25 protein-coding genes are annotated in these 26,448 nt (G+C 69.3%); 6 read left to right on the top strand and 19 right to left on the bottom strand.

What is annotated here, in order from left to right; genetic code table 11:
* Window positions 1–277: 277 nt before the first annotated feature.
* The 3 genes from ACWGKS_RS02255 to ACWGKS_RS02245 form a co-directional block, all read right to left on the bottom strand.
* The gene (locus ACWGKS_RS02255; protein WP_452521519.1) at window positions 278–577 is read right to left on the bottom strand and encodes a chorismate mutase; all 300 of its coding nucleotides are present in this window, start codon (window positions 575–577) and stop codon (window positions 278–280) included.
* 260 nt (window positions 578–837) lie between these two features.
* Window positions 838–1,497: a PaaI family thioesterase gene (locus ACWGKS_RS02250; RefSeq protein ID WP_358507643.1), complete on the bottom strand. Its 660-nt coding sequence runs from the start codon at window positions 1,495–1,497 to the stop codon at window positions 838–840.
* Window positions 1,498–1,654: 157 nt separating this feature from the next.
* Window positions 1,655–2,092: a GNAT family N-acetyltransferase gene (locus ACWGKS_RS02245; protein WP_358507621.1), complete on the bottom strand. Its 438-nt coding sequence runs from the start codon at window positions 2,090–2,092 to the stop codon at window positions 1,655–1,657.
* A gap of 65 nt (window positions 2,093–2,157) precedes the next feature.
* Between ACWGKS_RS02245 and ACWGKS_RS02240 the strand changes: the two genes are divergently transcribed.
* The 4 genes from ACWGKS_RS02240 to ACWGKS_RS02225 all read left to right on the top strand — a co-directional run bounded on the left by ACWGKS_RS02240 (window position 2,158) and on the right by ACWGKS_RS02225 (window position 6,007).
* Window positions 2,158–3,030: an AraC family transcriptional regulator gene (locus ACWGKS_RS02240; protein ID WP_452455957.1), complete on the top strand. Its 873-nt coding sequence runs from the start codon at window positions 2,158–2,160 to the stop codon at window positions 3,028–3,030.
* Between the two features lie 67 nt (window positions 3,031–3,097).
* On the top strand, window positions 3,098–3,838 hold the full coding sequence (locus tag ACWGKS_RS02235) for an AzlC family ABC transporter permease (RefSeq protein ID WP_452521517.1): 741 nt from the start codon (window positions 3,098–3,100) through the stop codon (window positions 3,836–3,838).
* Window positions 3,835–4,149: an AzlD domain-containing protein gene (locus ACWGKS_RS02230; RefSeq protein WP_358507617.1), complete on the top strand. Its 315-nt coding sequence runs from the start codon at window positions 3,835–3,837 to the stop codon at window positions 4,147–4,149. The genes ACWGKS_RS02235 and ACWGKS_RS02230 overlap by 4 nt, the downstream gene beginning before the upstream one ends.
* Window positions 4,150–4,324: 175 nt before the next feature.
* Window positions 4,325–6,007, top strand: a complete 1,683-nt coding sequence (locus tag ACWGKS_RS02225) for a thiamine pyrophosphate-dependent enzyme (RefSeq protein WP_452521515.1) — start codon at window positions 4,325–4,327, stop codon at window positions 6,005–6,007.
* A gap of 130 nt (window positions 6,008–6,137) precedes the next feature.
* Here ACWGKS_RS02225 and ACWGKS_RS02220 read toward each other — a convergent pair whose 3' ends face one another.
* A complete protein-coding gene (locus ACWGKS_RS02220) occupies window positions 6,138–7,088 on the bottom strand; it encodes a LysR family transcriptional regulator (protein ID WP_452455954.1) in 951 nt (316 codons plus the stop codon).
* Window positions 7,089–7,160: 72 nt separating this feature from the next.
* Between ACWGKS_RS02220 and ACWGKS_RS02215 the strand changes: the two genes are divergently transcribed.
* The gene (locus ACWGKS_RS02215; protein ID WP_452521513.1) at window positions 7,161–8,165 is read left to right on the top strand and encodes a DMT family transporter; all 1,005 of its coding nucleotides are present in this window, start codon (window positions 7,161–7,163) and stop codon (window positions 8,163–8,165) included.
* Window positions 8,166–8,217: 52 nt separating this feature from the next.
* Here ACWGKS_RS02215 and ACWGKS_RS02210 read toward each other — a convergent pair whose 3' ends face one another.
* The 4 genes from ACWGKS_RS02210 to ACWGKS_RS02195 form a co-directional block, all read right to left on the bottom strand.
* Window positions 8,218–9,144 (bottom strand): RluA family pseudouridine synthase, encoded by a 927-nt coding sequence (locus tag ACWGKS_RS02210; protein ID WP_358507610.1) that lies wholly within the window; start codon window positions 9,142–9,144, stop codon window positions 8,218–8,220.
* Window positions 9,141–9,719, bottom strand: a complete 579-nt coding sequence (gene lspA, locus ACWGKS_RS02205) for a signal peptidase II (protein ID WP_452455953.1) — start codon at window positions 9,717–9,719, stop codon at window positions 9,141–9,143. The genes ACWGKS_RS02210 and lspA overlap by 4 nt, the downstream gene beginning before the upstream one ends.
* Before the next feature lie 29 nt (window positions 9,720–9,748).
* Window positions 9,749–10,159: a TraR/DksA family transcriptional regulator gene (locus tag ACWGKS_RS02200; protein WP_358507607.1), complete on the bottom strand. Its 411-nt coding sequence runs from the start codon at window positions 10,157–10,159 to the stop codon at window positions 9,749–9,751.
* A gap of 264 nt (window positions 10,160–10,423) precedes the next feature.
* Window positions 10,424–10,684, bottom strand: coding sequence for a hypothetical protein (locus ACWGKS_RS02195; protein ID WP_358507603.1), 261 nt, complete (start codon window positions 10,682–10,684; stop codon window positions 10,424–10,426).
* Window positions 10,685–11,070: 386 nt separating this feature from the next.
* Between ACWGKS_RS02195 and ileS the strand changes: the two genes are divergently transcribed.
* The gene (gene ileS, locus ACWGKS_RS02190; RefSeq protein ID WP_452521531.1) at window positions 11,071–14,271 is read left to right on the top strand and encodes an isoleucine--tRNA ligase; all 3,201 of its coding nucleotides are present in this window, start codon (window positions 11,071–11,073) and stop codon (window positions 14,269–14,271) included.
* A gap of 54 nt (window positions 14,272–14,325) precedes the next feature.
* On the opposite strand, the gene ACWGKS_RS02185 is transcribed toward ileS, so the two are convergent.
* The 11 genes from ACWGKS_RS02185 to ftsW all read right to left on the bottom strand — a co-directional run bounded on the left by ACWGKS_RS02185 (window position 14,326) and on the right by ftsW (window position 26,280).
* The gene (locus tag ACWGKS_RS02185) at window positions 14,326–15,663 is read right to left on the bottom strand and encodes a hypothetical protein (protein ID WP_358507602.1); all 1,338 of its coding nucleotides are present in this window, start codon (window positions 15,661–15,663) and stop codon (window positions 14,326–14,328) included.
* Between the two features lie 95 nt (window positions 15,664–15,758).
* Window positions 15,759–16,667 (bottom strand): DivIVA domain-containing protein, encoded by a 909-nt coding sequence (locus ACWGKS_RS02180; protein ID WP_358507600.1) that lies wholly within the window; start codon window positions 16,665–16,667, stop codon window positions 15,759–15,761.
* A gap of 130 nt (window positions 16,668–16,797) precedes the next feature.
* On the bottom strand, window positions 16,798–17,094 hold the full coding sequence (locus tag ACWGKS_RS02175; protein ID WP_358507598.1) for a YggT family protein: 297 nt from the start codon (window positions 17,092–17,094) through the stop codon (window positions 16,798–16,800).
* A gap of 39 nt (window positions 17,095–17,133) precedes the next feature.
* Entirely contained in the window at window positions 17,134–17,661 is a 528-nt protein-coding gene (locus ACWGKS_RS02170; protein WP_304069162.1) for a cell division protein SepF, read from the bottom strand.
* Window positions 17,662–17,797: 136 nt separating this feature from the next.
* A complete protein-coding gene (locus ACWGKS_RS02165; RefSeq protein WP_358507596.1) occupies window positions 17,798–18,526 on the bottom strand; it encodes a YggS family pyridoxal phosphate-dependent enzyme in 729 nt (242 codons plus the stop codon).
* 124 nt (window positions 18,527–18,650) lie between these two features.
* Window positions 18,651–19,370 carry a peptidoglycan editing factor PgeF gene (pgeF, locus tag ACWGKS_RS02160; RefSeq protein WP_358507594.1) on the bottom strand — a complete coding sequence of 240 codons (720 nt, stop codon included), beginning with the start codon at window positions 19,368–19,370 and terminating at the stop codon, window positions 18,651–18,653.
* Window positions 19,371–19,489: 119 nt separating this feature from the next.
* Window positions 19,490–21,037, bottom strand: coding sequence for a cell division protein FtsZ (gene ftsZ, locus ACWGKS_RS02155; protein WP_358507592.1), 1,548 nt, complete (start codon window positions 21,035–21,037; stop codon window positions 19,490–19,492).
* A gap of 460 nt (window positions 21,038–21,497) precedes the next feature.
* Window positions 21,498–22,226, bottom strand: coding sequence for a cell division protein FtsQ/DivIB (locus ACWGKS_RS02150; RefSeq protein ID WP_358507590.1), 729 nt, complete (start codon window positions 22,224–22,226; stop codon window positions 21,498–21,500).
* A gap of 12 nt (window positions 22,227–22,238) precedes the next feature.
* On the bottom strand, window positions 22,239–23,696 hold the full coding sequence (gene murC, locus ACWGKS_RS02145; protein WP_358507588.1) for a UDP-N-acetylmuramate--L-alanine ligase: 1,458 nt from the start codon (window positions 23,694–23,696) through the stop codon (window positions 22,239–22,241).
* Window positions 23,693–24,853: an undecaprenyldiphospho-muramoylpentapeptide beta-N-acetylglucosaminyltransferase gene (murG, locus tag ACWGKS_RS02140; RefSeq protein ID WP_358507586.1), complete on the bottom strand. Its 1,161-nt coding sequence runs from the start codon at window positions 24,851–24,853 to the stop codon at window positions 23,693–23,695. Before murG ends, murC begins: the two co-directional genes overlap by 4 nt.
* Window positions 24,850–26,280: a putative lipid II flippase FtsW gene (ftsW, locus tag ACWGKS_RS02135; RefSeq protein ID WP_358507584.1), complete on the bottom strand. Its 1,431-nt coding sequence runs from the start codon at window positions 26,278–26,280 to the stop codon at window positions 24,850–24,852. The genes murG and ftsW overlap by 4 nt, the downstream gene beginning before the upstream one ends.
* Between the last annotated feature and the right edge of the window lie 168 nt (window positions 26,281–26,448).

Raw genomic sequence — 26,448 nt, 5'->3', positions numbered from 1 at the left:
GCACACACCATCGCCTTGACGCGTGCGGTGCGGGCGGCAACAATCACGCGGCGGGGAAGGAGGGAGAACCCACCCCCACCCCGCCCAACCACCAGCAGGATCACGACCCCAGGCGCCCCACACTGAACCGGTGGATCTGAACCATCTAAACCCTCTGAACCAGTAGATCCTGCTCGCAGCCCTCATCTCGGCGCACATCGCAGCGCACATCGCAGCGCCCATCTCGGCGCCGAACCCGGCGCTGCGGGTAAGCGCGGCCAAGAAGCGTCATCGTTATTCAGTGGGCCGCCTCCTGCTGGGCCGCGTCGAGTCCGGCGCTGATGACACTGTCCATGATGGCGGCGAGACGGTCCGCGCCGAGTCGGGGTGCGTGCTCGGCCATGCGCTCGACCAGGAGGCGCTCGCGTTCGGCGTCCCGTCCGGCGAAGTAGCCGACCGGCTTGAGCCGCTGCACCTGGGCGGCGACCAGGGCACGGCGTTCGAGGAGATCGGCGAGTTCGGCGTCCAACACGTCGATCCGACCGCGTAGCCGGGCGATGTGGTCGTCGTTCTGCGGCGGGATGCGGTGGTCGTGCACGGTGGGTCCCTTCCTCGGTGTGTACGGGTGCGCGGTGCGGCCGTATGTCCCCGAGGACGGGGGAATCGGGGCGTCGGCCGCCCGGAAAAGCGAAAGAGCACCGGGCGTTGCCCGAGTGCTCTGTTGCCGACGTTCCCCTGGTTCCGCCTACGTGGAAGCGGCCGACGGGTCCGTCGGCTTGCTAAACACGAAATAGCGGTGGGTCATGGGGGCGATCATACCCGCTCCGAGGTGCAGCGTGTCTCTTCGGGGCCTCGACTCTATTCGGGGACCTCGACGCGGATCATGAGCGCGCTGCCCTCCGCGGTGACCTGGCCGTTGGCGCGGATCTGTCCGGCGACGTACACCTTGCGGCCCTCGACCCGGTCCACCCACGAGGTGATCTCCAGCGGGGTGAACAGCGGGGTGGGCTTGCGGTAGTCGATCTCCAGGTGCGCGGTCAGGCCGGGGCTGGTCTCGACGGCGGAGACGCTGCCGACGGCTTGGTCGAGCATGGCGGCGATCCAGCCGCCGTGCACCAGGCCGGGAGGGCCCTGGTAGATCGTGTTGAGGGTGATCTCGGCGCGCAGACCCTCTTCGGTGCGCATGAGGGCGAGCTGCGGCGCGGCCGGGTTGGTGTCACCGGCGACGATGTTGGTGATGGTGCCCACCTCGGTGGTCCCATCGCCGAGCTCGCGGGTGACCATGGTGCCGATCTCGCGACGGGCGACGTTGAGTCGTTCGGTGAGACCTTCGACGGTGGCGGCGGTCTCGGCGAGGGTGTCGGTGTCGACCTCGGTGTTGGCGACGGCGTCGATGAGGTCGTGCACACGAGAGACCAGGGAGCGCAGTTCGGCGGGGATCTCGGTCCCCTGGACCAGGGGAAGTCCGAAGGACCGAGGGTCGGACGTCTCGGTGGCCGGCTGCGTATTGACCGTCATGTGTTCCTCGTCGATGTTCGGTTCGTGGGCGTCGGCCCGGGGGCGGGGCCTGCTCAACGTCAAAACCGAATCCTACTCGGCAGTATTCCGGAACAGCCTGGTACGGCGGTGCGCTCCCCATCACACGCAGCGGAGACGGGGACCACCGCCGGCGGGTTCAGGACAGCTCGTGCTCCATGTGCCGGTGGGGGATCCCCGCGTCGAGGAATTCCGGGCCGTGGGCGACATAGCCCAGTCGTTCGTAGAAGCCGAGGGCGTGGGTCTGCGCGTGCAACTCGACCCTCTTCAGTCCCATCTCCACCGCCAGGTCCCCGACCGCGCGCACCAGGGCCGCACCGATCCCCTTGCCGCGCCCCTCCGGCAGGACCGCCATGCGTCCCAGCAGTCCCACGCCCTCACCCTGGTCCACCAACCTGACGGTGCCCACCGGTACGTCGCCCTCCTTGGCCAGGAGGAACTCGGCGGTGGTGTCGCGCTCGTCCCATTCCTCGGCGATGGGCACCCGCTGTTCGGCGACGAACACCGCGCCCCGGATGACGAAGACGGCCGCGCGATCCCGTTCCCCGCGCACTCGGAGAATCCGTGGTTTTTCCATGAGCGCAGACTAACGGAGCCCTCCCCCGCCGGTGTCCGGTGCCCACGCCCTAATAACCTGGGGGTATGGGCATGCCGAGCGAGGTCCATCCCACCGTCGAGGATCCGCGCGTGGAACGAGCACGGTACTGGCGCTTTTCGGGCCTGCCCGGAACCGAACTCCTGACCGCCCGGTTCGTCACCACGTCCTTCACCCGGCACACCCATCCCACCTACACGATCGGGATGATCACCGGCGGGATCGAGGAGTACACCCACCCGCGCGGTCGCGCCCGGGTCGGCCCGGGCGGGTTGGCCGTGGTCGCCCCCGGCGAGGTGCACACCGGACACGCCGGCGTCCCCGAGGGGTGGGGATATCGGGTGTTCTACCCCGCCCCCGAGGTGGTCGAGGAGATCGGCCGTGAGCTGGGAATGCGGGGCACACCCGGCTTCCGCGAATCGGGGATCGACGCCCCGGAGGTGTCCCACGTCCTGGTCGCCGCCCACATGGCCGCCGAACGCGGGGATCGGCTGACCTCCTCCGCCCTGACCAGGCGGGGGCTGGCGATGCTGCTGCGTTCGCACGGCCGTGAACGGGTCCCGGACGCCGCGGAACGGACCGCGCGCCCCGAGGTGACCCTGGCCCGCGACGTTCTGGCGCGGGACCTGACCACCCCTCCGACCCTGGAGGAATTGGCCGCCCACGTGGGGCTGGGCCCCTTCGCCCTCAACCGGGCCTTCCGCACCCGCTACGGGCTGCCGCCGCACGCGTACCTGAACCAACTGCGGGTGGACCGGGCCCGAGCCCTGCTCCTTGAGGGAAGGCGGGTCGGGGAGGTCGCCACGGAGGTGGGCTTCGCCGACCAGCCCCACCTGACCCGACACTTCCGCCGCCATCTGGGGGTGCCGCCCGGCGCCTACCGGCGCGACCTGGGTGACCGGCCACCGCGGGGCGAGTGATGGACCTCATCACGAGACGCAAGAACGTTCAAGACCGGTGACACGAAGCCGCCTAACGTGGGCGAGTGTGAGTATCCTGTCGCAACTGCGCTCCCCGGCCCTCCGGGACGGCCTGGGCATCGGTGTCGCCGTGGGCGCCGCCGGCCTGGCCTTCGGTACGGCCGCGGTGGCCGCGGGGTTGTCCCCCGCCCAGTCCGTGTTCCTCAGCCTGTTCATGTTCACCGGCGCCTCCCAGTTCGCCCTGGTGGGGGTGATCTCCGGCGGTGGGAGCCTGGTCGCGGGCGCGCTCGGCGCGCTGCTTCTGGGCGCCCGTAACACCCTGTACGGGTTGCGGTTGACCGAAGTACTGGGGTGGCGGGGCGCCAAGCGGGCGCTGGCCGCCCACGGGGTGATCGACGAGACCACCGCGATGGCCCTCGCCCAACCGGACCGGGAGTCGGCCCGGCTCGCCTTCGTGACGACCTACGCGGTGCTGGGGTCGTTCTGGGTCGCCTTCACCCTGTTGGGCGCGCTGGCCACCGAGCGGGTGAGCGACATCGACGCGTTCGGTCTGGACGCGGTGGGTCCGGCGATCTTCCTGGGGCTGTTGTGGCCCCGTTTGCGTGACGAGGGTGGACGCACCCGACTGATCGCCCTGTTGGGCGCGGGCGTGGCGCTGGCCACCACCCCGATCCTGCCGCCCGGGGTACCGGTGCTGTTGGCCGCCTCCGCCGGACTGATCGCACTGTTCGGTCCGGAGCCGCGGGTTCCCGGTCCGGTCGATGGGAACAGCCCCGTGTCGGGCCGGAACGAGGAGGTGGGGTCATGACCCTGTGGATCGCGTTGATCGCCACTGCCGCGGGCTGCTACCTGCTCAAGTACGCGGGCATGGCCGCGCCCCGACGACTCCTGGACAACCCCTGGCTGCGACGGTTCGCGATCGCCGTTCCGGTGGCGCTGTTGGCCGCGCTCATCGCGGTGGAGGCGCTGCGCGGGGAGGGCCAGGCCCTGGCCTGGGACACCGCCCGCATGGCGGGGGTGGGAGCGGCGGTGCTGGCTCTGGTCCTCCGAGCGCCCTTCCTGGTCGTGGTGATCGCCGCGGCCGCCACCACGGCCGCCCTGCGGGCCCTGGGGTTGTGAGCGTCGGGCCGGTCAACGGATTCGAGGGGGCTTGTGGGGAGTTGTCCACAGGCCGCGAAGCCCACCCTTGACCGACCCTGGGCCGCCTGCGAGAGTCGGCCGCATGCTCTCGGGACACACCCTGGTTCCGGGCGCGCCTTGAGAGGACCTTGCGACGATGGAAGGACCCGCCTCCATGGCCCCTGCCGCACAACGGCCCCTACCCCCCGACGACACCGCCGCGCACGCGGCCGTGCAGGTCCTGGCCACGGCCGGGATCAGACGCTGCTACACCGTTCCGGGTGAGAGCTTCCTCGAACTCGCCGACGCCATCGACCACCACCCCGAGATGACGCTGGTCTCCACCCGGCACGAGGGCGGAGCCGCCTTCATGGCCGAGGCCGACGCCAAGCTCACCGGGGTTCCGGCGGTCGCCGCCGCCACCCGCGGCCCGGGCGCGGCCAACCTGGCGGTGGGTGTGCACACCGCGATGCAGGACTCCACCCCGATGATCGTGTTCCTGGGGCAGGCCGAGACCGAACGGCTGGGTCGGGAGGCCTTCCAGGAGGTGGACCTGACCGCCTTCTACGCGCCGATCACCAAGTGGTCCACCACCGTGCACCGGGCCGACCGGTTGCCGGAGGTCACCGCGCGGGCGATCCGGATCGCCACCACCGGTCGGCCGGGCCCGGTCGCGATCGCGGTGCCGGGCGACCTGTTCGGACAACGGTTGGGAGAGCGCCCGGTACCGGAACCGTTCACCGCGCCCCGACCGGCGCTGGACACGGCCGACCGGGACCGATTGGCGTCCTGGCTGACCCGGGCGGTGCGGCCGGTGATCATCGCCGGTGGTGGCGCGCGCGACGCACGCGAGGACCTGGTGCGGGTGGCCGAGCGCTACAGCGCCGGGGTGTACGCGTCCTGGCGGCGTCAGGACGTGTTCCCCAACGACCATCCCCTGTACCTGGGCCACCTGGGATTGGGGGCGCCCAGCGCGATCCTGGGCGCGCTCGCCGACGCCGACGCGGTACTGGTGGTGGGCTGTCGGATGAGCGAGACCACCACGCAGGGATACCTGCTACCGGAGTCGGACGGGCGGACCCGGGTGGCGCAGATCGACGTCGAACCCGAACAGGTGGGCGCGACCTGTCCCGTGTGGCTGGGTGCGGTGGCCGACGCGGGCAAGGCGCTGTCCGACCTGGCCCGAGCACCGGGACAGACACCCTACCGGGACTGGAGCGCCGCCCGACGGTTGTGGGTGGAGAGCTCGACCCCGCCCAGGGAGGTCGCCGAGCACCAGGATGAGCGCATGCACCCGTGGTCGGTGGTGGCCGGGATGCGCCAGACCCTGCCCGAGGACACCCTCCTCACCAACGACGCGGGCAACTTCGCGTCCTTCCTGCACCGCGGCTGGTGGTTCCGTCACCCACGGACCCAGCTCGCCCCCACCAGTGGTGCCATGGGGTACGCCGTCCCCGCGGCGGTGGCGGCCAAAATCGCCGATCCCGAACGCACGGTGGTGGCCGTGGCCGGTGACGGTGGGGCGCTGATGACCGGTCAGGAACTGGAGACCGCGGTGCGCATGCGCGCCGCCGTGACCGTGGTGGTGTTCCAGAACGGGCTGTACGGCACGATCGCGATGCACCAGGCGCGTGAGCTGGGCCGATTGGCCGGGACGGAGATCAGCGGCCCGCTGGACCTGGCCGGTTACGCCCGCGCCCTGGGAGCGCGGGGCGCCACCGTGCACACCCGGGAGGAGCTGGAGAAGGCCCTGACCGAGGCGGTCACCGCCGACCTGCCGACCCTGGTGGACGTGCGTACCGACCCCGAAGTGATCAGCCCGACCACCACCATGTCGGACCTGCTCGGGCCGGAGTGATCGGACGTGCGCTGATGGCACCGGCGGGTGCGACCCGCGGACCCCTTTCTCGGTGACACTCGTTTCCCGGTGACACTCGTTCTTGTGGCGGCGGTCCGTTCGCCCCGGTCCGCCGCCCGATCGACCTCCCTCACCCCTGCGCCGAACCCATCGACCCCGAGACCGGGGTGGGACGTTGTTCGGTGAGGTGGGCGGCGGCTTCGCGCAGGGCTCGGACGACGGCGCGGATGGCCGGGCGCCGGGAGGCGTCGGTGCGCCAGAAGACGTAGACCTGGCGCACCAGGGCCGGCTGTACGGGTACGACCCGCACCCCTTCGGGCAGGGGCCCTCGACCGAGACGGGGCATGACCGCGGCCCCGATCCCGGCGGCGATGAGGGCCAGTTTGGTCTGGTGTTCCTCGACTTTGTGCACGACGTTCGGTACGCCGTCGCGTCGGCGGATGATCCCGTGCAGCCAGTCGTCACAGATGGAACCACGACCCCAGCTGATCCAGGGCAGGTCGAGGATCTCGTCGAGTTCGAGCAGTTCACGGTGGGCAAGGGGGTGGTCGGCGGGCAGGGCGATGTCGCCGACGTCCTCCATCAACGGGGCGCGGGTCATCCCCTCGGGCAGTGGCAGGGGGCGGCCGACCCAGTCCACGACCATGGCCAGGTCCGCCTCGCCGCGGACCATGGTGGGCACGCTCTCGTGGGGTTCCTCCTCGTACAGCTCCACGCGCAACCCGGGGTGGGCGTCGCGCAGGGCCGGGAGTGCCCTGGGCAGCAGTCCACGGACCGCGGTGGGCGTGGCGGACAGGCGCAGATGTCCGGTGACGTCGTCGCGGTGGGCTTCCAGGTCGGCCTCGGCCCGTTGGACCAGGGACAGGATGCGCGAGGTGTGGTCGACGAGGAGTTCGGCGGCGTCGGTCAGTCGTACGCCACGGCCGTTGCGTTCCACCAGGGACTGCCCCACCTCGCGTTCCAGCTTGGTGAGTTGTTGTGAGACCGCGGAGTTGGTGACGTGGAGGGCCTTGGAGGCGGCACTGAGGGATCCGTGCACGGCGATGGCGTGGAGGACGCGGAGCCGGTCGACGCTGAGCATGTAAGGAACACTAACTCATCGATTTAGAAGAATGAAGTAGACCTAACGCAGCTGTCGGGATAGAACCGTTCCATGAACACCTCCCCGGCTCCCTCCGCCACGGTCTCCTCCGTACCGCGACCCCTGTCCGGGTGGCGTGCGAAGTTCGTGCTGCTCACCCTGGTCTGGGGGATGAGCTTCGTCCTGATCAGGATCGGCGCGGAGGTCCTCACCCCCGTACAGTTGTCCCTGGGGCGCATGCTCATGGGGGCGTTGCCGCTGGTGGCGGTCCTTCTCCTGCGCGGGGGGCGCCTTCCCACCTCCCCTCGTCTGTGGGGCCACCTGTTCGTGGCGGCCCTACTGCTCAACACGGTCCCCTTCACCCTGTTCGGGTTCGCCGCGCAGCTCATCCCATCCGCGCTCATGGGGATCGTCAACGCCTCCACCCCATTGTTCGGGGTGGTGTTCTCGATGCTGTTGCTGTCCGACGAACGACCCGATCGCCAACGCTTGTGGGGGCTCGCCATCGGGTTCCTCGGCGTGCTCATCGTCTTCGGTGTGTGGAACTCCCTGACCACGGTGAACGTGGACGATCGCGACGGGATGCTCGGCATGCTCCTGGTCGTGGGCGCCACCGCCTGTTACGGGATCGGCACCCCCTACCTGCGCCGCTTCGTCGCCGGGACCTCGCACGGCGCCTTGGAGCTGAGCGCCCTGCAACTCCTGTTGGGTTCGCTTCCCCTGCTGTTGCTCCTACCGTGGGCCGGCGGCGTTCCCACCGACCTGACCTGGCAGGCGGCGCTGGCCGTGGCCACTTTGGGCGCACTCGGTACCGGCTTCGCCTACGTACTCCAGTACGGGATCGTCCGCGGTGCCGGAGCGACCGTGGCCACCACCGTCACCTACGCGGTGCCGGTGGTGGCGGTGACCGCCGGGGTGGTGCTCTTGGGCGAGACCCTGACCTGGAACCAGCCGTTGGGCGCGCTGGTGATCATCGTGGGCGCCGCGCTGTGCCAAGGGGTGGTGCGGGTGCGACGCCCTCGCGGGGGCGTCGGGCGTGCCCCGGCCAAGACCACCGTCGGCACCGAAGGTTCCTGACCTCCAGGCACCCGAACACACCGAAGCGCCGGCAGAGACTCCAAAACACCGCCTAGTCCTCGCGGAGCCTTTCGACCGCGGCGGACAGGTCGTCCGGGTAGGGGCTGGAGAACTCCACCGGGCGGTGCTCGGTGGGGTGGTCGAACCCCAGTCGGACCGCGTGCAGCCACTGGCGGCGCACTCCCAGCCTCTCGGCCAGGGTCGGGTCGGCGCCGTAGAGCATGTCACCGACACAGGGATGACGCAGCGCGGACATGTGCACCCGGATCTGATGGGTGCGCCCGGTCTCCAGCTTGATCTCCAACAGGCTGGCGGCCCGGAAGGCCTCCTGGGTGTCGTAGTGGGTCACCGAGGGACGTCCGCCCGCGACCACGGCCCAGCGACCGTCCCCGGCGGGGTGCCGGTCGATCGGGGCGTCGACGGTGCCGCGCAGCGGGTCCGGGTGTCCCTGGACCAGCGTGTGGTAGCGCTTGTCGACGGTGCGTTCCTTGAACGCCCGCTTGAGCACGCTGTAGGCGGTCTCGCTCTTGGCGACCACCATCAGCCCGGTCGTGTTGGCGTCCAGCCGGTGCACGATGCCCTGGCGTTCGGCCGCGCCGCTGGTGGCCAACCGCACGCCGGAGGCCAGCAGACCCTCCAGGACGCTGGGTCCGGTCCAGCCGACCGTGGGGTGGGCGACCACGCCGACCGGCTTGTCCACCACGATGATGTCGGTGTCCTCGTGCACGATGTTCATGCCGGGGACGGGGTCGGCGCGCGGTACCGGGGCGGTGGGCGGTGGCGGAAGGGTGACCTCCAGCCAGGCCCCGGCCTGGACGCGATCGGACTTGCCGGCCTCGGCGCCGTCCAGCAGGACACCACCGTCACCGATCAACTCGGCCGCCCGGGTACGGGACAGACCGAACATCCGCGCGATGGCGGAGTCGAGTCGGTCACCCTCCAGGCCGTCGGGGACCGGCAGACTCCTGATGTCGCTCATTCGCCCTTCTTCTCCTCACCGTCGGCGTCCGGGTTCTCCGTCTTCGCCTCGGCCTTGTCTTCGTCGGCGACCATCGTCCCGTCCAGGTTCAGGCCCTTGAAGGTCAGCGCGACCACCAGGCAGGCCCCGACCACCACACAGGAGTCGGCGATGTTGAACACCGGCCAGTTCGGCAGCCGGATGAAGTCGATGACGGCCCCGTGCAGGGGCGCCGGGTCACGGAAGAACCGGTCGACGAGGTTGCCCGCGGCGCCGCCCATCATCAGGCCGAGCGTGACACCCCACCACAGGCTGCGCACACGCCATCCGATGTAGCCGATGCCGAGGACGACGACACTGGCGATGATGGTGAACACCCAGGTGTATCCGGTGCCCAGGGAGAAGGCGGCACCGGTGTTGAACACCAGGGTGAATTGCAGGAAGCTGCCGATCACGTCGACGTTCTCGCCGGGCCGGAAGGTCGCGAGCGCCCATTCCTTGGTGGCGAGGTCGACGGCGATCGCTACGAGCGCGACCAGTAGCAGGAGTGGATACCTGCGTGGACGGGCCTTCGTGTTGTCGTCGGTCGTGGTCATGTTGCTGTCCCCAGGGGGCTCTACCTCAGTCAGCGACGCTCCTCGCGCTGTTTGCAGGTGACGCACAGGGTCGCCCTGGGGAAGACCTGAAGGCGTGCCTTCCCGATGGCCTGACCGCATGACTCACAGACCCCGTAGGTTCCCGCGTCCATCCGTTCGATCGCCCGTTCGCCCTCGGCGAGCAGGTCACGAGTATTGTAGGCCAATGCCAGGTCGTGTTCGCGTTGGAAGGCCTTCGCACCGGTGTCGGCGGGATCGTCCCCGGCCCCCTCGACGGGGTCCTGGAGCCGCTCGGCCACTTCTTCCTCGGTCTCCTGGACCTTCTCACGTTGGGACTCGACCTCGGTCTCCAACCGCTCCCTGACCTCGGCGAGCTCCCGCGGGGTCCAGGGGTCCTCACCCGGGCGGACCGGCGGTCTCGCCGCTTCGGTGGTGTTCATCGCACTCCCCCTTCGCGCGACCCACGACCTGCCCCGCGCCCCCGTCGGAACTGCGAAGTCGTCCCTTGCGCGGTGCCGTGAGTGGTGCGCCGAAGCCTAGGAGCTCAACGGACACATGACAACGAACCGGGCCGTGAAACGCATACCGCTCGCCTACCCCGGCAGGCGTCCGATCGAACGCCGGTAGAGCGAGACCGGACACATGATCGTGCCGCCCGGCAACCCCTCCTCGGGCACGGAGACCCCCGCGCGCGGCAAGGCGGTTCACTCGACGGTGGCGAACCCGCCGTAGTCCTCGGCGAGCAGCGCCAGGTGCGGTTCGTCGAAGACCGCCGGGCCCCCGTGCGGTCCGACGAGCACCTCGATCACCCAGTCCACGTCCTCGGCGTCGTCCTCGCCCGCGAGCATGTCCCGGTGCACCCGGCAGGGCTCGTATCCCTGCTCCAGAAGCTGCTCGGCCAGCTCCTCGGCATCCTCACGATCCGTCAGGGTCACCAGCACCGCGCCCCGTGTGCGCTCGGCCATGGCCGCGCCCTCCCACATAATCAGCGGTACGCCTTGCCGTACTGCGTTATCCTGAGTTCCGTGTCGATGGGGACGAGTAGCGTTGGCCCCGACCGGACAGGCACAGCCTAGAGGCGGTGTGCCGGTCCGAGCGACCCGGGGACGGTGCGAGCCCGGGGGTACGACCAGCGCGAAGATCACCCCGGAGCGGCCGGAAGAACGGGCGACCCATCCCTTGGACGAGCGGTGGAGCACGCCCCAGTAGAACCGGCGCGAACCCAATGAAGTGGGACCCGTCACCGAACCGCCACGCGGTCACGGTCACGGTTCCAAGGAGGGTGGTACCGCGGGGCGCGACAAGCCTCGTCCCTCCGTCAGGAACATCCCTGATGGAGAAAGGTACGACGGTGACCGACGACCCCCGGCCCGAATCCCGCGCGCTGCCACAGCTGCCCGCTCAGATCGACCTGCCCACGACGGAGCGCGAGATCCTCGGCCGCTGGTCGAAGGAGAACGTCTTCCAGCGCTCCCTGGACCAGACCCGCGGCAAGGAGAACTGGGTCTTCTACGAAGGCCCTCCCACCGCCAACGGCCAGCCCGGCGTCCACCACGTCGAGGCGCGCGCCTTCAAGGACGTCTTCCCGCGCTTTCGCACCATGCGCGGCTACCACGTCGACCGCAAGGCCGGCTGGGACTGCCACGGCCTGCCCGTCGAGGTCGCCGTGGAGAAGGAACTGGGCCTGAGCGGCAAGAAGGACATCGAAGAGTTCGGCATCGCCGAGTTCAACGACCGCTGCCGCGAGTCCGTCCTGCGCAACGTCGACGCGTTCACCGCCATGACCGAGCGCATGGGCTACTGGGTGAACATGGACGACGCCTACCGCACCATGGACCCGCAGTACGTGGAGTCCGTGTGGTGGGCGCTCAAGCAGATCTGGGACAAGGGCCTGCTGGTCCGCGACTACCGGATCAGCCCCTACTGCCCGCGCTGCGGTACGACGCTGTCCGACCACGAGCTCGCCCAGGGATACGAGACCGTCACCGACCCGTCGGTGTTCGTGCGCTTCCCGGTCACCTCCGGCCCGCTCGCCTCACCCGAACACCCCACCTCGATGCTGGTGTGGACGACCACCCCTTGGACCCTGGTGTCCAACACCGCGGTGGCCGTGCACCCCGAGGTGAAGTACGTGGTGGCCACCAACGGCGACGAGCGGCTCGTGGTCGCCGAACCGCTGTTCGAGAAGGTCCTCGGCGAGGGCTGGGAACTCACCGGTGAGAGCTTCGAGGGCGACGAGATGGAGCGCTGGACCTACCAGCGTCCCTTCGAACTCGTTCCGTTCGAGGAGCCCGCGCACTTCGTGGTGCTCGCCGACTACGTCACCGTCGAGGACGGTACCGGTCTGGTCCACCAGTCGCCCGCCTTCGGTGCCGACGACATGGTGGTGTGCCGCGCCTACGACCTGCCCGTGGTCAACCCGGTGCGCCCCGACGGCACCTTCGAGGCGGAACTTCCACTGGTGGGCGGCGCCTTCTTCAAGGAGGCCGACAAGACCCTGGTAGCCGACCTCAAGGACCGCGGGCTGCTCTTCCGCCACAAGGACTACGAGCACTCCTACCCGCACTGCTGGCGCTGCCACACCGCGCTCCTCTACTACGCCGTCCCCTCCTGGTACATCCGCACCACCCGCGTCAAGGACGAACTGCTCGCGCAGAACGACGTGACCAACTGGGTGCCGGAGAACGTCAAGGAGGGTCGCTTCGGCGAGTGGCTGCGCGGCAACGTCGACTGGGCGCTGTCCCGGAACCGCTACTGGGGCACTCCGCTGCCGATCTGGGAGTTCCCCGACGGCCGCCAGATCTGTGTGGGCTCCCTGGAGGAGCTGAGCGAGCTCAGCGGCCAGGACCTGTCCAACCTGGACCCGCACCGCCCCTACGTCGACGACGTCGTCATCCCCGACCCCGACGCCGACCCGTCCCTGCCCGAGGACCAGCGGGTCGCCCGCCGCGTCCCCGAGGTCATCGACGCCTGGTTCGACTCCGGTTCCATGCCGTTCGCCCAGTGGGGCGCCCCGCACCAGAACAAGGAGACCTTCGAGGCCAACTTCCCGGCCCAGTACATCTCCGAGGCCATCGACCAGACCCGCGGCTGGTTCTACTCGCTGCTGGCGGTCAGCACCCTGGTGTTCGGCCGCAACTCGTTCGAGAACGTGGTCGTGCTCGGCCACATCCTCGCCGAGGACGGCCGCAAGATGAGCAAGCACCTGGGCAACGTCATGGAGCCCATCCCGGTGATGGACCGGCACGGCGCCGACGCGCTGCGCTGGTTCATGCTGGCCAGTGGTTCGCCGTGGAACGCCCGCCGGGTGGGCCACAGCGCCCTGGAGGAGATCGTCCGCAAGGTGCTGCTGACCTACTACAGCACCACGTCGTTCTTCACCCTGTACGCCAACACCGGTACCGGCTGGGACCACTCCCGGTTGGCCGAGGCACCCGCGCCGCAGGACCGTCCGTTGCTGGACCGGTGGCTGCTGTCGGAGCTCAACGAGGTCGTCCGCGACGTCACTCTGTCGATGAACGACTTCGACACCACCGGCGCGGGTCGTCGCCTGACCGCGTTCGTCGACGACGTGTCCAACTGGTACGTGCGCCGTTCCCGCCGCCGGTTCTGGGGCGGGGCCGACACCCCCGAGGGCGCGGCGGCGTTCGCGACGTTGTTCGAGGCGTTGGAGACCGTCACCCTGTTGATGGCCCCGATCGTGCCGTTCCTGACCGACCACGTGTGGACGGCGCTGCGCCGGCCCGACGCGGCCGACTCGGTGCACCTGGCCTCCTGGCCCGAGGTGAACGCCGACCTGATCGACCCGGAGCTGTCCCGTCGGATGGCGCTGGTCCGCCGTCTGGTGGAGCTGGGGCGTTCGGCCCGGGTGGACTCGGCTGTGCGCACCCGTCAGCCGCTGCCCCGCGCCCTGGTGGGCGCCTCGGGCTTCGCGGACCTGCCGGAGCAGCTGCGCGACCAGATCTCCGACGAGCTCAACGTGGTCGGTCTGGACTCGCTGTCCTCGGTCGGCGGCGACCTGGTCGACTACGTGGTCAAGCCGAACTTCCGGGCCTTGGGCAAGCGGTTCGCCAAGCGCACCCCGCTGGTCGCCAAGGCCATCCAGGCGGCCGACCCGGCGGTGCTGGTCGAGCAGGTGCGTTCCAGCGGCTGGGCCCAGGTGACGGTCGAGGACGAGTCGGTCGACGTGAGCGCCGACGAGGTCTTGGTGACCGAGCAGCCCCGCGAGGGCTGGGCGGTGGCGACCGAAGCCGGTGAGACCGTGGCCCTGGACCTGGAGTTGACGCCCGAGCTGCGTCGCGCCGGTCTGGCCCGGGAGATGGTCCGGATGCTGCAGGAGGCTCGCAAGGGCGGTGGGCTGGCCGTGTCCGACCGGATCCACGTGTGGTGGACCACCGAGGACGAGACGGTCCGTCAGACCCTGTCCGAGCACGGGCGGGCGATCGCCGGCGAGGTGCTGGCCGACGCCTTCGTGGCCGGCGTGGGCGAGGACGTGCCGCACTCCACCTCTTCGGAGGAGTTCGGCGTGACCTTCACCTTCCGCAAGGCCTGATCCGAGGACCGAAGGGCGCCGCTCCCCTTGTGGAGCGGCGCCCTTCGTGTGTGCTCAGTTCGTGTGGGAGGGGTCCTTGGCACGTTCGTCGGCCTCGTCCAGGTCGTCCTCGTCGTCCCGGTGGACCCTGTCGTCCTCGGTGTCCCTGTCGTCCTCCGGGCCGGACTCGTCGAAGATCGCCGCGTAGGCGAGCGCCGGGTCCTCCTCCGGCTCCGGGTCGCCCGCTGAGCCGTTTCGGGGACGTTCGAACGCCGCGATGCGGTCCGGGGCGTCCTCGTCCGCCGGGGAGGCCTCTCCACTCTCGGCTTCATCGGTCTGGGCGTCCTGGACGCCCTGGACGCCCTGGACGTCCTCGGCCGGCTCGTCCGTCGCGGGGTCCGCCTCCGAGGCGTCGTCATCGGCTTCGAGGGTCTGGTCGCCGTCGGTCCGGGGGGTGTCGTCCTCCGGCGCGGCGGTGTCCTCGGCTTCGAGTTCCTCGGTCTCCGGGGCCTCGTCGACCTTGTCCTCGTCCTCGTCGCTCTCCGCCCGCACGGCGGCCGCGGCGTCCTCGCCGGGGTCGGACTCGGGGTCGGTGCCGTCGAACGTCTCCCGAGGCTCCACGGACGCGTCCTCGACGGTCTCCGTGGGCTCGTCCGCCTCATCGTCGGCGACGGTGCTGTCCTGGACCTCGGGTTCCGGTTCGAGGTCGGTGAACGCCGCACTGGCGCCGATGGTCTCCTCGGTGGCCTCGGGTGCTTCCGCGTCGAGGTCCTCAGGCGTCGCGTACGACTCGAAGTCGGAGCCGGCCTCGCTCATGTCGTCGGTCGACTCGAAGGTCTCATGGGGGTCCGCCAGGTGCGCGTCGCTCCGCGAGGGTTCGACCTCCTCGTCCACCGGCCCGGTGGTCTCGACGGTGTCGTCCTCGGTCGTGGGGGTGGCGACGTCGCGCTCGGGGACTCGGTAGGCGAACGCGGAGGCAGGGGCCTCGACGGGTTCGTCCTGAGGGGGCGGGGTCTGGGCCGCCTGGACCGGCTCGGGCCAATCACCCTTGGTGGGTGTCTCCCATCGGGGAACGTCGAACTCCGGTTCCTCCTGGGGTTCCTCGCCCCAGGGCCGTGCGTCCGGAACAGGGGTGTCCCGCACCGACTCCTCAGCCGGTGCGGGTACGCTCCCAGATCGCCCCGACTCCCATGTGGGGTCCGGTGCCGCGGCGGGGACCGCTGGGACGGACGACTTCCCCAAACCGTCCGTCCGTGCCGTGTCCCTTCCGTCCGCGCCGAACCTGCCTTGGAGCAGAGCGCCCAGTAGGAGGAGGACGCTCAGCGCGCCGAGTCCCAGAGCGATGTACACCAGGGCTGTCTCGGCGAACACCAGTGCGGCCGCGATGACGGCGATGGCCGCCAGCACCGCCACGGTAGCGAGGATGCTAAGGATCACGGGTCGACCAGGGCCTTTACACGTGTTGAGCCGGAGTCTTCAGTTGTTCGGAGTCACATGCCGCTGGAGGGTCAGCGACGCTCGTGCGGGACCTCGCCAGGGTGGAAACCGTGGGGGGCCGGCTCGGGGTGACCGAACGGGTTGCCGCCGGGGCCGCCGGGACCACCGTGCTGCTGCATGGCGGGGGCGCCACCGGTCTGAGGGGCCATGGTCTGGAAGCCACCCGTGGTGTTCGGGTTGAGCTCCGCCGACTTGGCCTTCTCCTCCTCGCTCTTCAGCTCGTTGAGCTGACGCTCGAAGTAGTCCTTCAGACGGCTACGGTACTCGCGCTCGAAGTCCTTGAGCACGTTGACCTTGTGCTCCAGCTCCTCGCGCTGCTGGACCAGGCTGCCCATGACCTGACGGTGGCGCTCCTGGGCGTCACGGTCCAGGTTCTCGGAGCGGGCGCGGGCCTCACCGATGATCTGGTCGGCCTGACGGCGCGCCTTGCCGAGGATGTCCTCGGACTCGTTGCGCGCGCGGCCGAGCGTCTCGTCGGCCTCACGGCGGGCGTCGCTGATCGCCTGGTCGGCGGTCTGCTGGGCCAGGGCCAGGACACGGGCGGCCGTGTCCATGTTCTCCTCGCCACCCATGGCGATGTTGGCGCCGGTCATGGCCATCTGCTGCTGCGGCGCGGGCGGCTGGGGCTGCTGCTCGATGGGCGCCTGGGCCTGGACGGGCTCCGGACGCATCTGCTCCATCTGCTGCTGAGCCTCGGGCTGCTCCTGGGGCTGCTGGAAGTCCTGCATGCCGGCGTTGGGGACCTTGCCCCGCAGGCACTCGGCGAGCTTGCCGCGCAGTTCCTCGTTCTCCTGGATCAGTCGGTCCAGCTCTGACTCGACCTCATCGAGAAAGGCGTCGACCTCTTCTTCGTCGTACCCGGGTCGTAGCCGGGTGGTACTGAACTGCTTGTTCCGCACATCGGCGGGTGTCAGCGGCATGTTCGTCTCCTTGGCGCGCTTGGAGTCTGTCCGTAGGGACGCTACCTGATCGTGACCTTACGGCAATCCAGATCATGACCAAGACCACAAATCGGAATCCGGGGTTACTTTTCCACCCCTGCCGTCCTCATCACAGGCTCGCCGCCATCCCCGCCAGGACACTCTGAAGGATGATGATGGCGAAGAACAGGATCAACACACTCAGGTCGAGTGCGATGCTCCCCAGCCTCACCGGCTTGATGAACCTACGGAGGAACCTCAGTGGTGGGTCGGTGATCGTGTACACGATCTCAGCGAGTACAAGGACGAACCCGCTGGGTCGCCAGTCCCTGGAAAAGGACTGCACCATCTCCAGTACCACCCTCGCTATCAGCACGAAGACAAACAGCTGCAGGAGGAGGGACAGCACTGATAGGACGATACTCACGGTCGTTCCTCGACCCAATCTCTGGACAAATGTGACGGTCTAGCTCTGATTGAAGAACCCTCGCTCGGCGATCCGCGCCTTGTCTTCGGCGGTCACCTCGACGTTGGCCGGGGACAGCAGGAACACCTTATTGGTCACGCGTTCGATACTGCCATGGAGACCGAAGATCAGACCAGCCGCGAAGTCGACCAGACGCTTGGCGTCACTGTCGACCATCTCGGTCAGGTTCATGATCACCGGTGTACCTTCCCGGAAGTGCTCTCCGATCGTACGCGCCTCGTTGTACGTGCGCGGGTGGAGCGTGGTGATTCGTGCGAGGTCGGCGGTCGAGGCCGTCGTGGTGGTGCCACCGCGTCGTTCACCCGTTCCCAGGTAGTCGCCGGTGTCCATCACGGCATCGCCTCGTGTTTCCTCGCCGGCGGGAGAGTCCGCGTCGCGGTCACGCTGCTCCTCCACAACCTCGTCGAATTCATCGAACTCATCATATTCGTCCGCATAACGGTGATCGTAACGGTCGTCCTCCACGAGACCGAGGTAGACCGCCATCTTGCGCATCGCGCCGGCCATCTCGCACCCTCCGTCGTTCCCGCGGCCTCGACCGCAGCCGGCTCCTCCGTCTACACCCGTCCTGGCCCCACAGTCGCGGGGCGGGCACCCTTTCGGGCGAACACCACAGACAGGCCCCAAGGTCTATGTGGGGACATTACCCCACGTTCGTGCCTCGGGCGCCGAGCAACGCCGCACCGAGCCGCAGGTGTGTCGCGCCTCTTTCGATGGCGGCTTCCAGGTCCCCGCTCATCCCCGCGGAGACCATCGTCGCCCGAGGGTAACGGTCCCTGATCCCCATCGCCACCTCGTGAAGACGGGCGAAGGCGGCGTCCGGATCCCCACCCAAGGGTGCGACGGCCATCACACCTCCGAGTTCGAGCGCATCGTGTTCGGCGATGGCGTCGGCGAGGGCCGGAGCGTCCGACGGGTCGACACCGCCACGTGGTCCCAGCACGCCCGCTCGGGCCTCGTCGTCGAGGTCCACCTGGACCAGACAGGTCAGACGGCGATCGGCGGCCGCCGCGCGCTCACCGAGGGCCCGGGCCAGCTTGGCCCGATCCACCGAGTGGACGACGTCGGCGTAGGAGGCCACCGATCTGGCCTTGTTGGTCTGCAACTGCCCGACGAAATGCCAGGTGAGGTCGAGGTCGGCGGTTTCGGTGGCCTTGGGCGCGGCCTCCTGGTCCCGGTTCTCGCCGACGTCGGTGACACCCAAGGAGGCGAGTGCGCGCACGTCGCTCGCGGGGTGGGTCTTGGTCACCGCCACCAGGGACACCTCGGAGGGGTCGCGGTCCGCCTTCGCACAGGCCGACTCGATCCGGGCCCGCACTTCCTGAAGGTTGGCGCGGATCTGCTCGGTGCGCGCGGGGTCGGTGTGTGACACGTCTGTTCCTTCTGTTCCTGCTGTGGTGGCTGTGTTCCGTGTGGCGTGCGCCGTACCGATTCGGTCCAGGCGGGATTGGCCGATTCCGGCAACGCGGGTTTGGTGGCCGTCAGGGCCGTGCGGGTCAGGTCCTCCAGATGAAGGAGGCGAACCTGCCGGTGGGGGCGTCGCGGCGGTGGGAGAACAGTTCGGGGCTCTCCAGGGTGCAACGGCCGTCGGAAGTGATGTTCTCCACTCCCGAGCGGCTCAGCTGGGCGATGACGGCCGCGAGCATGTCCACCCCGGTGGTGCCCCGGCGGGTGGTGGAGGCCGCCTCCGGCGTACGTTCGGCGGTCCGGGCCTGAAGCTCCGGTGGTACCTCGTAACAGCTCCCACAGATCGTAGGCCCGAGGAAGACGGTGATGTGGTCGGTTCTGGCGCCCTGGGCGACCATGGCCTCGACCAGGTTCACGGCGATCGCCCGGGCCGTACCGAGTCGACCGGAGTGCGCGGCGGCCAGGACACCCGCCTCGGCGTCGGCGGCCAGAACCGGTAGGCAGTCGGCGGCCATGGAGGCCAGGACCAGATCGGAACGGGTGGTGACCACCCCGTCGCAGGTGCCCACCCCACCGGGTTCGGTGGCCACGAGCACGTCGGCGCTGTGCACCTGGTTCATCCACACCGTCCGATCGATGTCGAAGCCCAGGTCCTCGGCGGCGCTCCTTCTGTTGGCGAGAACCGCCTCACGGGAGTCGCCCGTGCCGAGGCCGAGGTTGAGCGAGTCGAACGGTGGAACGCTGACCCCGCCCTTGCGTTCGGTGACGGCGGCGCGTACGCCGGCCCCCAGGTCGATGACGTTGCCCATCGGTGTGTCCGTGGTCCTTCCCTCGGCCCCACCGGCGGCCGGGAGGTCCCGACCCCGGGGGCGGCGACGGCCCCGCCACAAGGGTCGGGGCCGCTGACACGTCGATGGTATCCGGTGGGCTACTTGAGGAACTCCGGCACGTCCAGGTCGTCGGGGTCGTCGAAGATGACCCGACGACGAGGCGTGGGAACGTCGCCGCGCCGCTCGGAGGCGTCCGAGACGGCGTGGATGGGACCGGACTGGACTTCGGACTCCGGCTCCGGTTCGGGTGCCGGAGGCTCCTCGGCCGGAACCGGCTGCGCCGTCGGTGCCGCTGTGGGCTCCGGGGCGATGGGCGCGGCCGGGGCCTCCTCATGGGAGACCCGGTGGCCGTTGCCCTGGTAGGACTCCATGCCCTGGTAGGAGTCGGCGTTCTGTCGGGGCTCCGGCTCGGGACGCGAGGACACCGGCGGGGTCTGCGTGTACCGGGGCTCGGGACGTGCGGACTCCGGGCTCGTCCAAGAGTGGGCGGGCTCGGTGGTCCAGGGTGCCTCGGGCTCCGGGGCGGCCGGTCGGGACGGGGCCGTCCACGGCATGTTGGTGGCCGACGCCCCGCTCGCGCCCTCGGCGGACGGAGCGGCCACGGCGGACTCCTCCTTGCCGGACGTGATGCCTGCCGTGGGGGCGACGGCCTCAGGAGGGTCCACCGGCTGACGCTCCCGCGTCGCCGGCACGATGGCCTCGGGTTCATCGAAGCCCGCGGCTATCACGGTGACCCTCACCTCATCGCCCAAGGCGTCGTCGATGACCGCGCCGAAGATGATGTTGGCCTCCGGGGCCGCCGAGTTGGCGACCAGTTGCGCGGCCTCGTTGATCTCGAAGAGTCCGAGGTCGGAGCCGCCCTGGATGGACAGCAGGACCCCGTGCGCCCCGTCGATACTGGCTTCCAGCAATGGTGAGGAGATCGCCAGTTCGGCCGCTGCGACGGCCCTGTCGTCCCCTCTCGCCGATCCGATCCCCATCAACGCCGATCCCGCCCCGGACATCACCGACTTGACGTCGGCGAAGTCGAGGTTGATCAGGCCCGGTGTGGTGATCAGGTCCGTGATGCCCTGGACACCGGAGAGCAGGACCTGGTCGGCCGCCTTGAACGCGTCGAGGACGCTGACCTGACGGTCGGAGATGGACAGGAGGCGGTCGTTCGGGATGACGATGAGGGTGTCGACCTCCTCGCGGAGCATCGCTATCCCGGATTCGGCCTGGGTCGCACGCCGCTTGCCCTCGAAACCGAAGGGGCGGGTGACCACACCGATGGTCAGGGCTCCCAGGGAGCGGGCGATGTTGGCGACGACCGGGGCTCCTCCCGTGCCCGTGCCACCGCCTTCGCCGGCCGTGACGAAGACCATGTCGGCCCCCTTGAGGACCTCCTCGATCTCCTCACGATGATCCTCCGCGGCCTTGCGGCCGACGTCGGGGTTGGCTCCCGCTCCCAAGCCGCGGGTGAGCTCACGGCCGACGTCGAGCTTGACGTCCGCGTCGCTCATCAGCAGCGCTTGGGCGTCGGTATTGATCGCGATGAACTCAACGCCCTTGAGCCCCTCTTCGATCATTCGGTTGACGGCGTTGACACCGCCGCCGCCGATGCCGACGACTTTGATGACCGCGAGGTAGTTCTGCGGTGCTGCCACGACGAGGGGCCTTTCCGCTCGCATGAGCCGTTCCGTCTTCGCGTCCGCGAGATGGTTCCGCGGGTGCGCCGGCGGTCCGGCATCCGGTTCTACTGAGTGCGTTTCGGGTTCACCCACCTCCCGGTTCGCATGGACCGTCGGCGGGGACCCCGGGTCACCGGTACCGTTCCTCGTGCCTGTGGCCTCGATCAAACGGTTCCTGCGTATCCCGAAAAGCGTGTTTTACTACGTTGTTGATGGTGGTTGTGCTTCCCGACAGTAAGCGGACCGTCGGGTGCGGGCAACCGATGACGGCTTCAGCCTAACCGCGTATAACACGAGGAAGCGAAGTGCGTACTCGGCGCGTCGCGTCTGGAATGTCCTCTCGGAGTGCCGTTTCGCGGTGGTGCGGACCCGCTTGTCCCGGGAACGGCGCGTTGCCCCGACTCCACCCGAACCAGAACATCCCTTGATATTCCCTTCACCTGACCATGGCCAGGTCGGGCGTACCGACGTCGTAGACGCGCCCCTCGGCGGTGGGATGTTCGCGCATCAGCACCCTCAGGACCTCGCTCTTGTCCACGGTGTGTTCGGCGTCGCCCCACTCCACCAGGGAACCGTCCCCCAACTCGATCTTGATCGCGTCGGGGTCCTTGGCGTCGATGAGCTGGATTCGGGCCACGAAGGAGTCGGGGGCCTCCCGCACGATGTCCGCGGCGGCCCGGACCGCCTCGTTCTCCTCGACCTCCCCGGTGACCGACACCAGTGGATGCGTGCCGGGCCGGCTCGTCGAGTCCTCGATGCGCACACCGTCGCCGTCCACCAACCGGTACTCCTCCCCCACCGCGATCGCGAGCAGGGGCTGACGTTCTACGACCTCCACCTTCAAGGTGGCGGGCCAGCCCCTGCTGACGGTGGCGGACTCCACCAGGTCGAGTCCTTCGACGCGGTCGCGGCCGGCGTCCAGGTCCACCCTTATCAGCGGGGTACCGGTGTTCACCGACACCGCCGCCTCGACCTCGGCGGCGGAGATCCGGTCCGCGCCGGTAACCGCGACGTCGCGGACCACCAGCAGCCGGGAACCGAGGAGCAACCACACCACGGCGCAGACCAGGGAGACGACCAAGAGGACCGCGAAGGTCACCTTCCAGGGGTCCGAACTCCCCCGACGTGCCGTCGCAGCGTTCTTCCCGGCCTGGTCGGCACCCACGTGTGTACCCCTTTAGTCGTTTCCGTTGCCCTCTGCCCGCTCCGACAGGGCCGCGACGATGTGCGGACCCAGCTCGGTGACGTCCCCCGCCCCCATGGTCAGGACGATGTCCCCGGGACGGGCGAGTTCGACCACCGTACGCACCGCCTCCTCACGACCGGGCACGTAACGCACCCTTTCGTGGGAGACCTTGGAGGTGATGAGTTCACCGGTCACCCCGGGTTCGGGGTCCTCCCGGGCGGCGAAGACCTCCGTCACCACGACCTCGTCGGCAAGGCTCAGCGCGTCCGCGAACTCCTCGGCGAAGATCCGGGTCCGGCTGTACAGGTGCGGCTGGAAGAGGGCCACGACCCGGCCGAGGGGGACGTCTTCCTCCTCCGCGTCCTCGGAGAAGGACTCCAACGCGGCGCGGGTGGCGCGCAGATCGGCGTCGATCTCGGTGGGGTGGTGGGCGTAGCTGTCGTAGACGCCCACCCCATCGCCCTGGCCCTTGAGCTCGAAGCGGCGGGCCGCTCCGGCGAAGTCGGCGATGCCCTCCACCGCCACGTCCAGGTCGTGCCCGAGTTGGTCGGCCACGGCCACCGCGGCGGCCGCGTTGAGGACGTTGTGCAGTCCTGGGACGGCGACCGTGCCGTCGATCGGGTCGCCGTCGACGGTCTGGAGGGTGAACTCGGTGGTGAAGCCACGGGCGCGGATCCGGGTGATCCGGTAGTCGGCGTCGGCCGCCTCACCGTAGGTCAGCACCCGCTTGCCACGTTCTCGGGCCAGTTCGGCGACCTTGCGGGCACCGGGGTCGTCGACGCCCACGATGAGGGTGCGCTCGACGCGGTCCACGAAGTTCGCGAAGTTGTCGTGGATCTCGTCGAGACCGCTGTAGTTGTCCAGGTGGTCGGCCTCGACGTTGGTGACCACGGCGATCTTGGGCGAGAGCATCAGGAAGGAGCCGTCGCTCTCGTCGGCCTCCACCGCGATGGCGTCGCCGACCCCCGCGTCCGCGCCCAGGCCCGTGGTGACCAGCTTGCCGCCGATCACGTAGCCGGGTTCGGCGCCCAGGTGTTGCAGGACCACGGTGACCATGGAGGTCGTGGTGGTCTTGCCGTGGGTGCCGGAGACGGCGACGCCCTCGCGGTTCAGCAGCAGGGCTCCCAGGGCCGCGGCCCTGGGCAGGATCCGGATGCCGCGACGTCGCGCCTCGACCAGTTCGGGGTTGTCCTCGCGGATCGCGGAGGAGACCACCAGGGTCTCGGCGGGGCCGAGGTTCTCGCCGGCGTGTCCCACGTGGACACGCGCCCCCATCTGTTCGAGTTCGCGCAGCGTGTCACTGTCGCGGGCGTCACTGCCCGAGACCTCGACCCCGGATTGCAGCAGCACCCGGGCGATGCCGGACATGCCGGCTCCTCCGAGGCCGATGAAGTGGGTGCGTCCCAGCTTGTCGACGGGGACCGGTTCGGTCTGCCGGACCAGGCTCATCGTGCGTCCTTACCGTCGTCGTAGTAGACCTCGTCGCCCTCATCCTCGGGCAACGGCATCTCCGGGGTGGGTTTGTCGCCGCGGGCGATCGCCATGACCTCACGGGCGAGCTCGGTGTCGGCGTCGCGGCGGCCCATACGGGAGGCCGCCTCCGACATCGCCACGACCCGGTCGGTGTCGGTGAGCAGCGGGATGAGCTGCTGGACGATCCAGTCGGGCGACAGGGCGGCGTTGTCGACCATGATGCCGCCGCCCGCCTTGACGATGGGCTCGGCGTTCAGGGACTGTTCGCCGTTGCCGATGGCCAGCGGGACGAACGCGCCCGGCAGGCCGACGGCGGTGAGTTCGGCGCAGGTCAGAGCGCCGGAACGGCACATGGCCACGTCCGCGGCGGCGTAGGCCATGTCCATACGGTCGACGTAGGGAACGGCGACGTAGGGGATGCCGTCCTGGGTGAGGTCCTGGGGTTCGTCGGCGTTCTTGGGGCCGACGACGTGCAGAACCTGCACGCCGGCGTCGCGGAAGGCGTCGCGGGCGGCGAAGGCGGCCTCGTTGACGCGCTGGGCGCCCTGGGAGCCGCCGAAGATCAACAGGGTGGGCAGGTCGGGACGCAGGCCGAAGTAGGTGCGCGCCCTGTCACCCATGGCCAGACGGTCCAAGGAGGTGACCTGCTTGCGCAGCGGGATGCCGATGAAGCGCCCGTTGCGTATCTGGGCGTGGGGGTGCCCGGTGAAGACGTGCGGGGTGAGCCGCGCGCCGAGCCGGTTGGCCAGGCCGGGCAGCGGGTTGGCCTCGTGCACGATGATGGGCATCTTGCGACGACGGGCCGCGAGGTATCCGGGGGTGGCGACGTAACCGCCGAAGCCGACCAGGACGTCGGCCTGGATCCGGTCGAGCTGTTCGCCCGCGGCGCTGAGGGCGCCGGCGAGTTTGCCCGGAACGGTGAGCAACTGTGGGGTGAGCCTGCGTGGTAGGGGGACCGCGGGGATCAGGCCCAATTCGTAACCGCGCATGGGAACGAGTCGGGTCTCCAGACCACGCTCGGTTCCCAGGCAGAGGATCTCGGTGTTCGGGTCGATGCGCCGCAGCGCGTCCGCAAGTGAGAGTGCGGGCTCGATGTGCCCGGCCGTGCCGCCTCCGGCGAGGGCTACCCTCATCGTCGTCGATTCCTCCTTGGCCGGTCACCCGCCGGGACCGGGCCGCTCTGGTTCTTGGCCGTTGTCTTGGTGTCGCGCTTGCGCGCCGGGCGAGGGGTGCTCGGCGCGGATGTGCGCTTGGAAGTCGTGCCTCCGGCCCGATTCTGGACGGAAGCGACGAAGTTCTCCAGGCCAAGCCAGCTTAGAGCCCTTTGGGGCCAACCGGGACCGCGAGCCGCCAGCGCCTTCTGTGCCTGGGGCTCGTTACGGGCGAGTGCGAGCAGCACACCGAGGGCGATCATCGTGGGGATCAGCGCCGAACCACCGTAGGAGACCAGGGGCAGCGGGATACCGGTGACCGGGACCAGGCCGATGACGGCGGCGATGTTGATCATGGACTGACCGATGATCCAGGTCGAGATGGCGAAGGCGGCCAGGCGCGAGAAGGGGTCCTTGACACGGAAGGCGACCCGCAGCCCGGCGTAGCCGAGCATGCCGAGCAGACAGAGCACGAGCAGGGTGCCGATGAGACCGAACTCCTCGCCGATGATGGCGAAGATGAAGTCGGACTCGGCGAAGGGCAGGAACCCCCACTTCTCACGGCTGGCGCCGATACCGACCCCGAAGATGCCTCCGGTTCCCAGCGCGTACAGGCCGTGCAGGGACTGGAAGCCCGCCCCGGAGGGGTCGGCCCCCGGGTCGAGGAACGCGGTGATGCGGGTCATTCGGAACGGCTCGATCGCGATGACGATCGCGGCCAGGCCCACGACCAGTCCGAACATCGCGACGAACAGCCTGCCCGGAGCCCCCACGACCCACAACAAGGCGAGGAAGACCAGTAGCAGCACCAGGGTCGTGGACAGGTCCGAGCCGATCAGGACCAGCAGGGTGAGCAGACCACAGCCGGGCACCAGCGGGATCAACAGCTGCCGCCACTCGGTGAGCTCTTTGAGCTCCTCCTTGCGGGCCAGGATGTTGGCGCCCCACAGGGCGAAGGCGAGCTTGGCGGGTTCGGAGGGCTGGATGACCAGGCCGCCGATCTCCAGCCAGCGCATCGCGCCGTTGACCTCGGTGCCCTGAAAGGCGGTGAGCAGCAGCAGCGCCACCGACACGATCATGGCCGGGTAGCCGACCATCCGAAAGATCCACAGCGGCGTCTGGGAGGCCAGCAGCATGAGGGGAAGGCCGATCGCCGCCGACGTCAACTGGCGTTGGAAGACGGAGAAGGCCGATCCCGTCTCGCTGATGGAGTTGACCATCGTCGAGGACAGGACCATCACCAGTCCCAGGGCGATGAGCATCATCCCGGTACTGAGGATCAGGTAGTAGGAGGTGAGCGGCCGGTCCAGGGACCTGGCCCACTCACGCCAAAGCGCACGCTCGCGCCCACCGGAGGCAGTACGCCCCCGGCTCCGGGTCGCCCCGGGAACCGCTGTCGTCGCCGCCATCCACACACCCTCCGCACGATCGGCGCCTCAATAGTGGCGTACCGGCGGGTCGGGACCAGTGGACATTTTCCGCGTGTTGGCCATCTTTGACGGGCTTCACGGGTGGTACGGCACACAACAGGGCCACCGGAACACGAAGTGTCGTCGTCCGATGACCCTGGGTGCGAT

The sequence above is a fragment of the Nocardiopsis sp. NPDC055879 genome, assembly GCF_053615935.1.
The sequence above is the reverse complement of the archived record's forward strand: the minus strand, read 5'-3'. Positions and strand labels throughout refer to the sequence as shown.

Excerpts from the sequence above, each read along its gene's own strand:
- ACWGKS_RS02250 (WP_358507643.1), bottom strand. The coding sequence starts at position 1,497 with ATGACGGTCAATACGCAGCCGGCCACCGAGACGTCCGACCCTCGGTCC.
- ACWGKS_RS02245 (WP_358507621.1), bottom strand. The coding sequence starts at position 2,092 with ATGGAAAAACCACGGATTCTCCGAGTGCGCGGGGAACGGGATCGCGCG.
- ACWGKS_RS02240 (WP_452455957.1), top strand. The coding sequence starts at position 2,158 with ATGGGCATGCCGAGCGAGGTCCATCCCACCGTCGAGGATCCGCGCGTG.
- ACWGKS_RS02230 (WP_358507617.1), top strand. The coding sequence starts at position 3,835 with ATGACCCTGTGGATCGCGTTGATCGCCACTGCCGCGGGCTGCTACCTG.
- ACWGKS_RS02225 (WP_452521515.1), top strand. The coding sequence starts at position 4,325 with ATGGCCCCTGCCGCACAACGGCCCCTACCCCCCGACGACACCGCCGCG.
- ACWGKS_RS02220 (WP_452455954.1), bottom strand. The coding sequence starts at position 7,088 with ATGCTCAGCGTCGACCGGCTCCGCGTCCTCCACGCCATCGCCGTGCAC.
- ACWGKS_RS02215 (WP_452521513.1), top strand. The coding sequence starts at position 7,161 with ATGAACACCTCCCCGGCTCCCTCCGCCACGGTCTCCTCCGTACCGCGA.
- ACWGKS_RS02210 (WP_358507610.1), bottom strand. The coding sequence starts at position 9,144 with ATGAGCGACATCAGGAGTCTGCCGGTCCCCGACGGCCTGGAGGGTGAC.
- lspA (WP_452455953.1), bottom strand. The coding sequence starts at position 9,719 with ATGACCACGACCGACGACAACACGAAGGCCCGTCCACGCAGGTATCCA.
- ACWGKS_RS02200 (WP_358507607.1), bottom strand. The coding sequence starts at position 10,159 with ATGAACACCACCGAAGCGGCGAGACCGCCGGTCCGCCCGGGTGAGGAC.
- ACWGKS_RS02195 (WP_358507603.1), bottom strand. The coding sequence starts at position 10,684 with ATGGCCGAGCGCACACGGGGCGCGGTGCTGGTGACCCTGACGGATCGT.
- ACWGKS_RS02180 (WP_358507600.1), bottom strand. The coding sequence starts at position 16,667 with ATGCCGCTGACACCCGCCGATGTGCGGAACAAGCAGTTCAGTACCACC.
- ACWGKS_RS02170 (WP_304069162.1), bottom strand. The coding sequence starts at position 17,661 with ATGGCCGGCGCGATGCGCAAGATGGCGGTCTACCTCGGTCTCGTGGAG.
- pgeF (WP_358507594.1), bottom strand. The coding sequence starts at position 19,370 with ATGGGCAACGTCATCGACCTGGGGGCCGGCGTACGCGCCGCCGTCACC.
- murC (WP_358507588.1), bottom strand. The coding sequence starts at position 23,696 with ATGAGCCTGGTCCGGCAGACCGAACCGGTCCCCGTCGACAAGCTGGGA.
- murG (WP_358507586.1), bottom strand. The coding sequence starts at position 24,853 with ATGAGGGTAGCCCTCGCCGGAGGCGGCACGGCCGGGCACATCGAGCCC.
- ftsW (WP_358507584.1), bottom strand. The coding sequence starts at position 26,280 with ATGGCGGCGACGACAGCGGTTCCCGGGGCGACCCGGAGCCGGGGGCGT.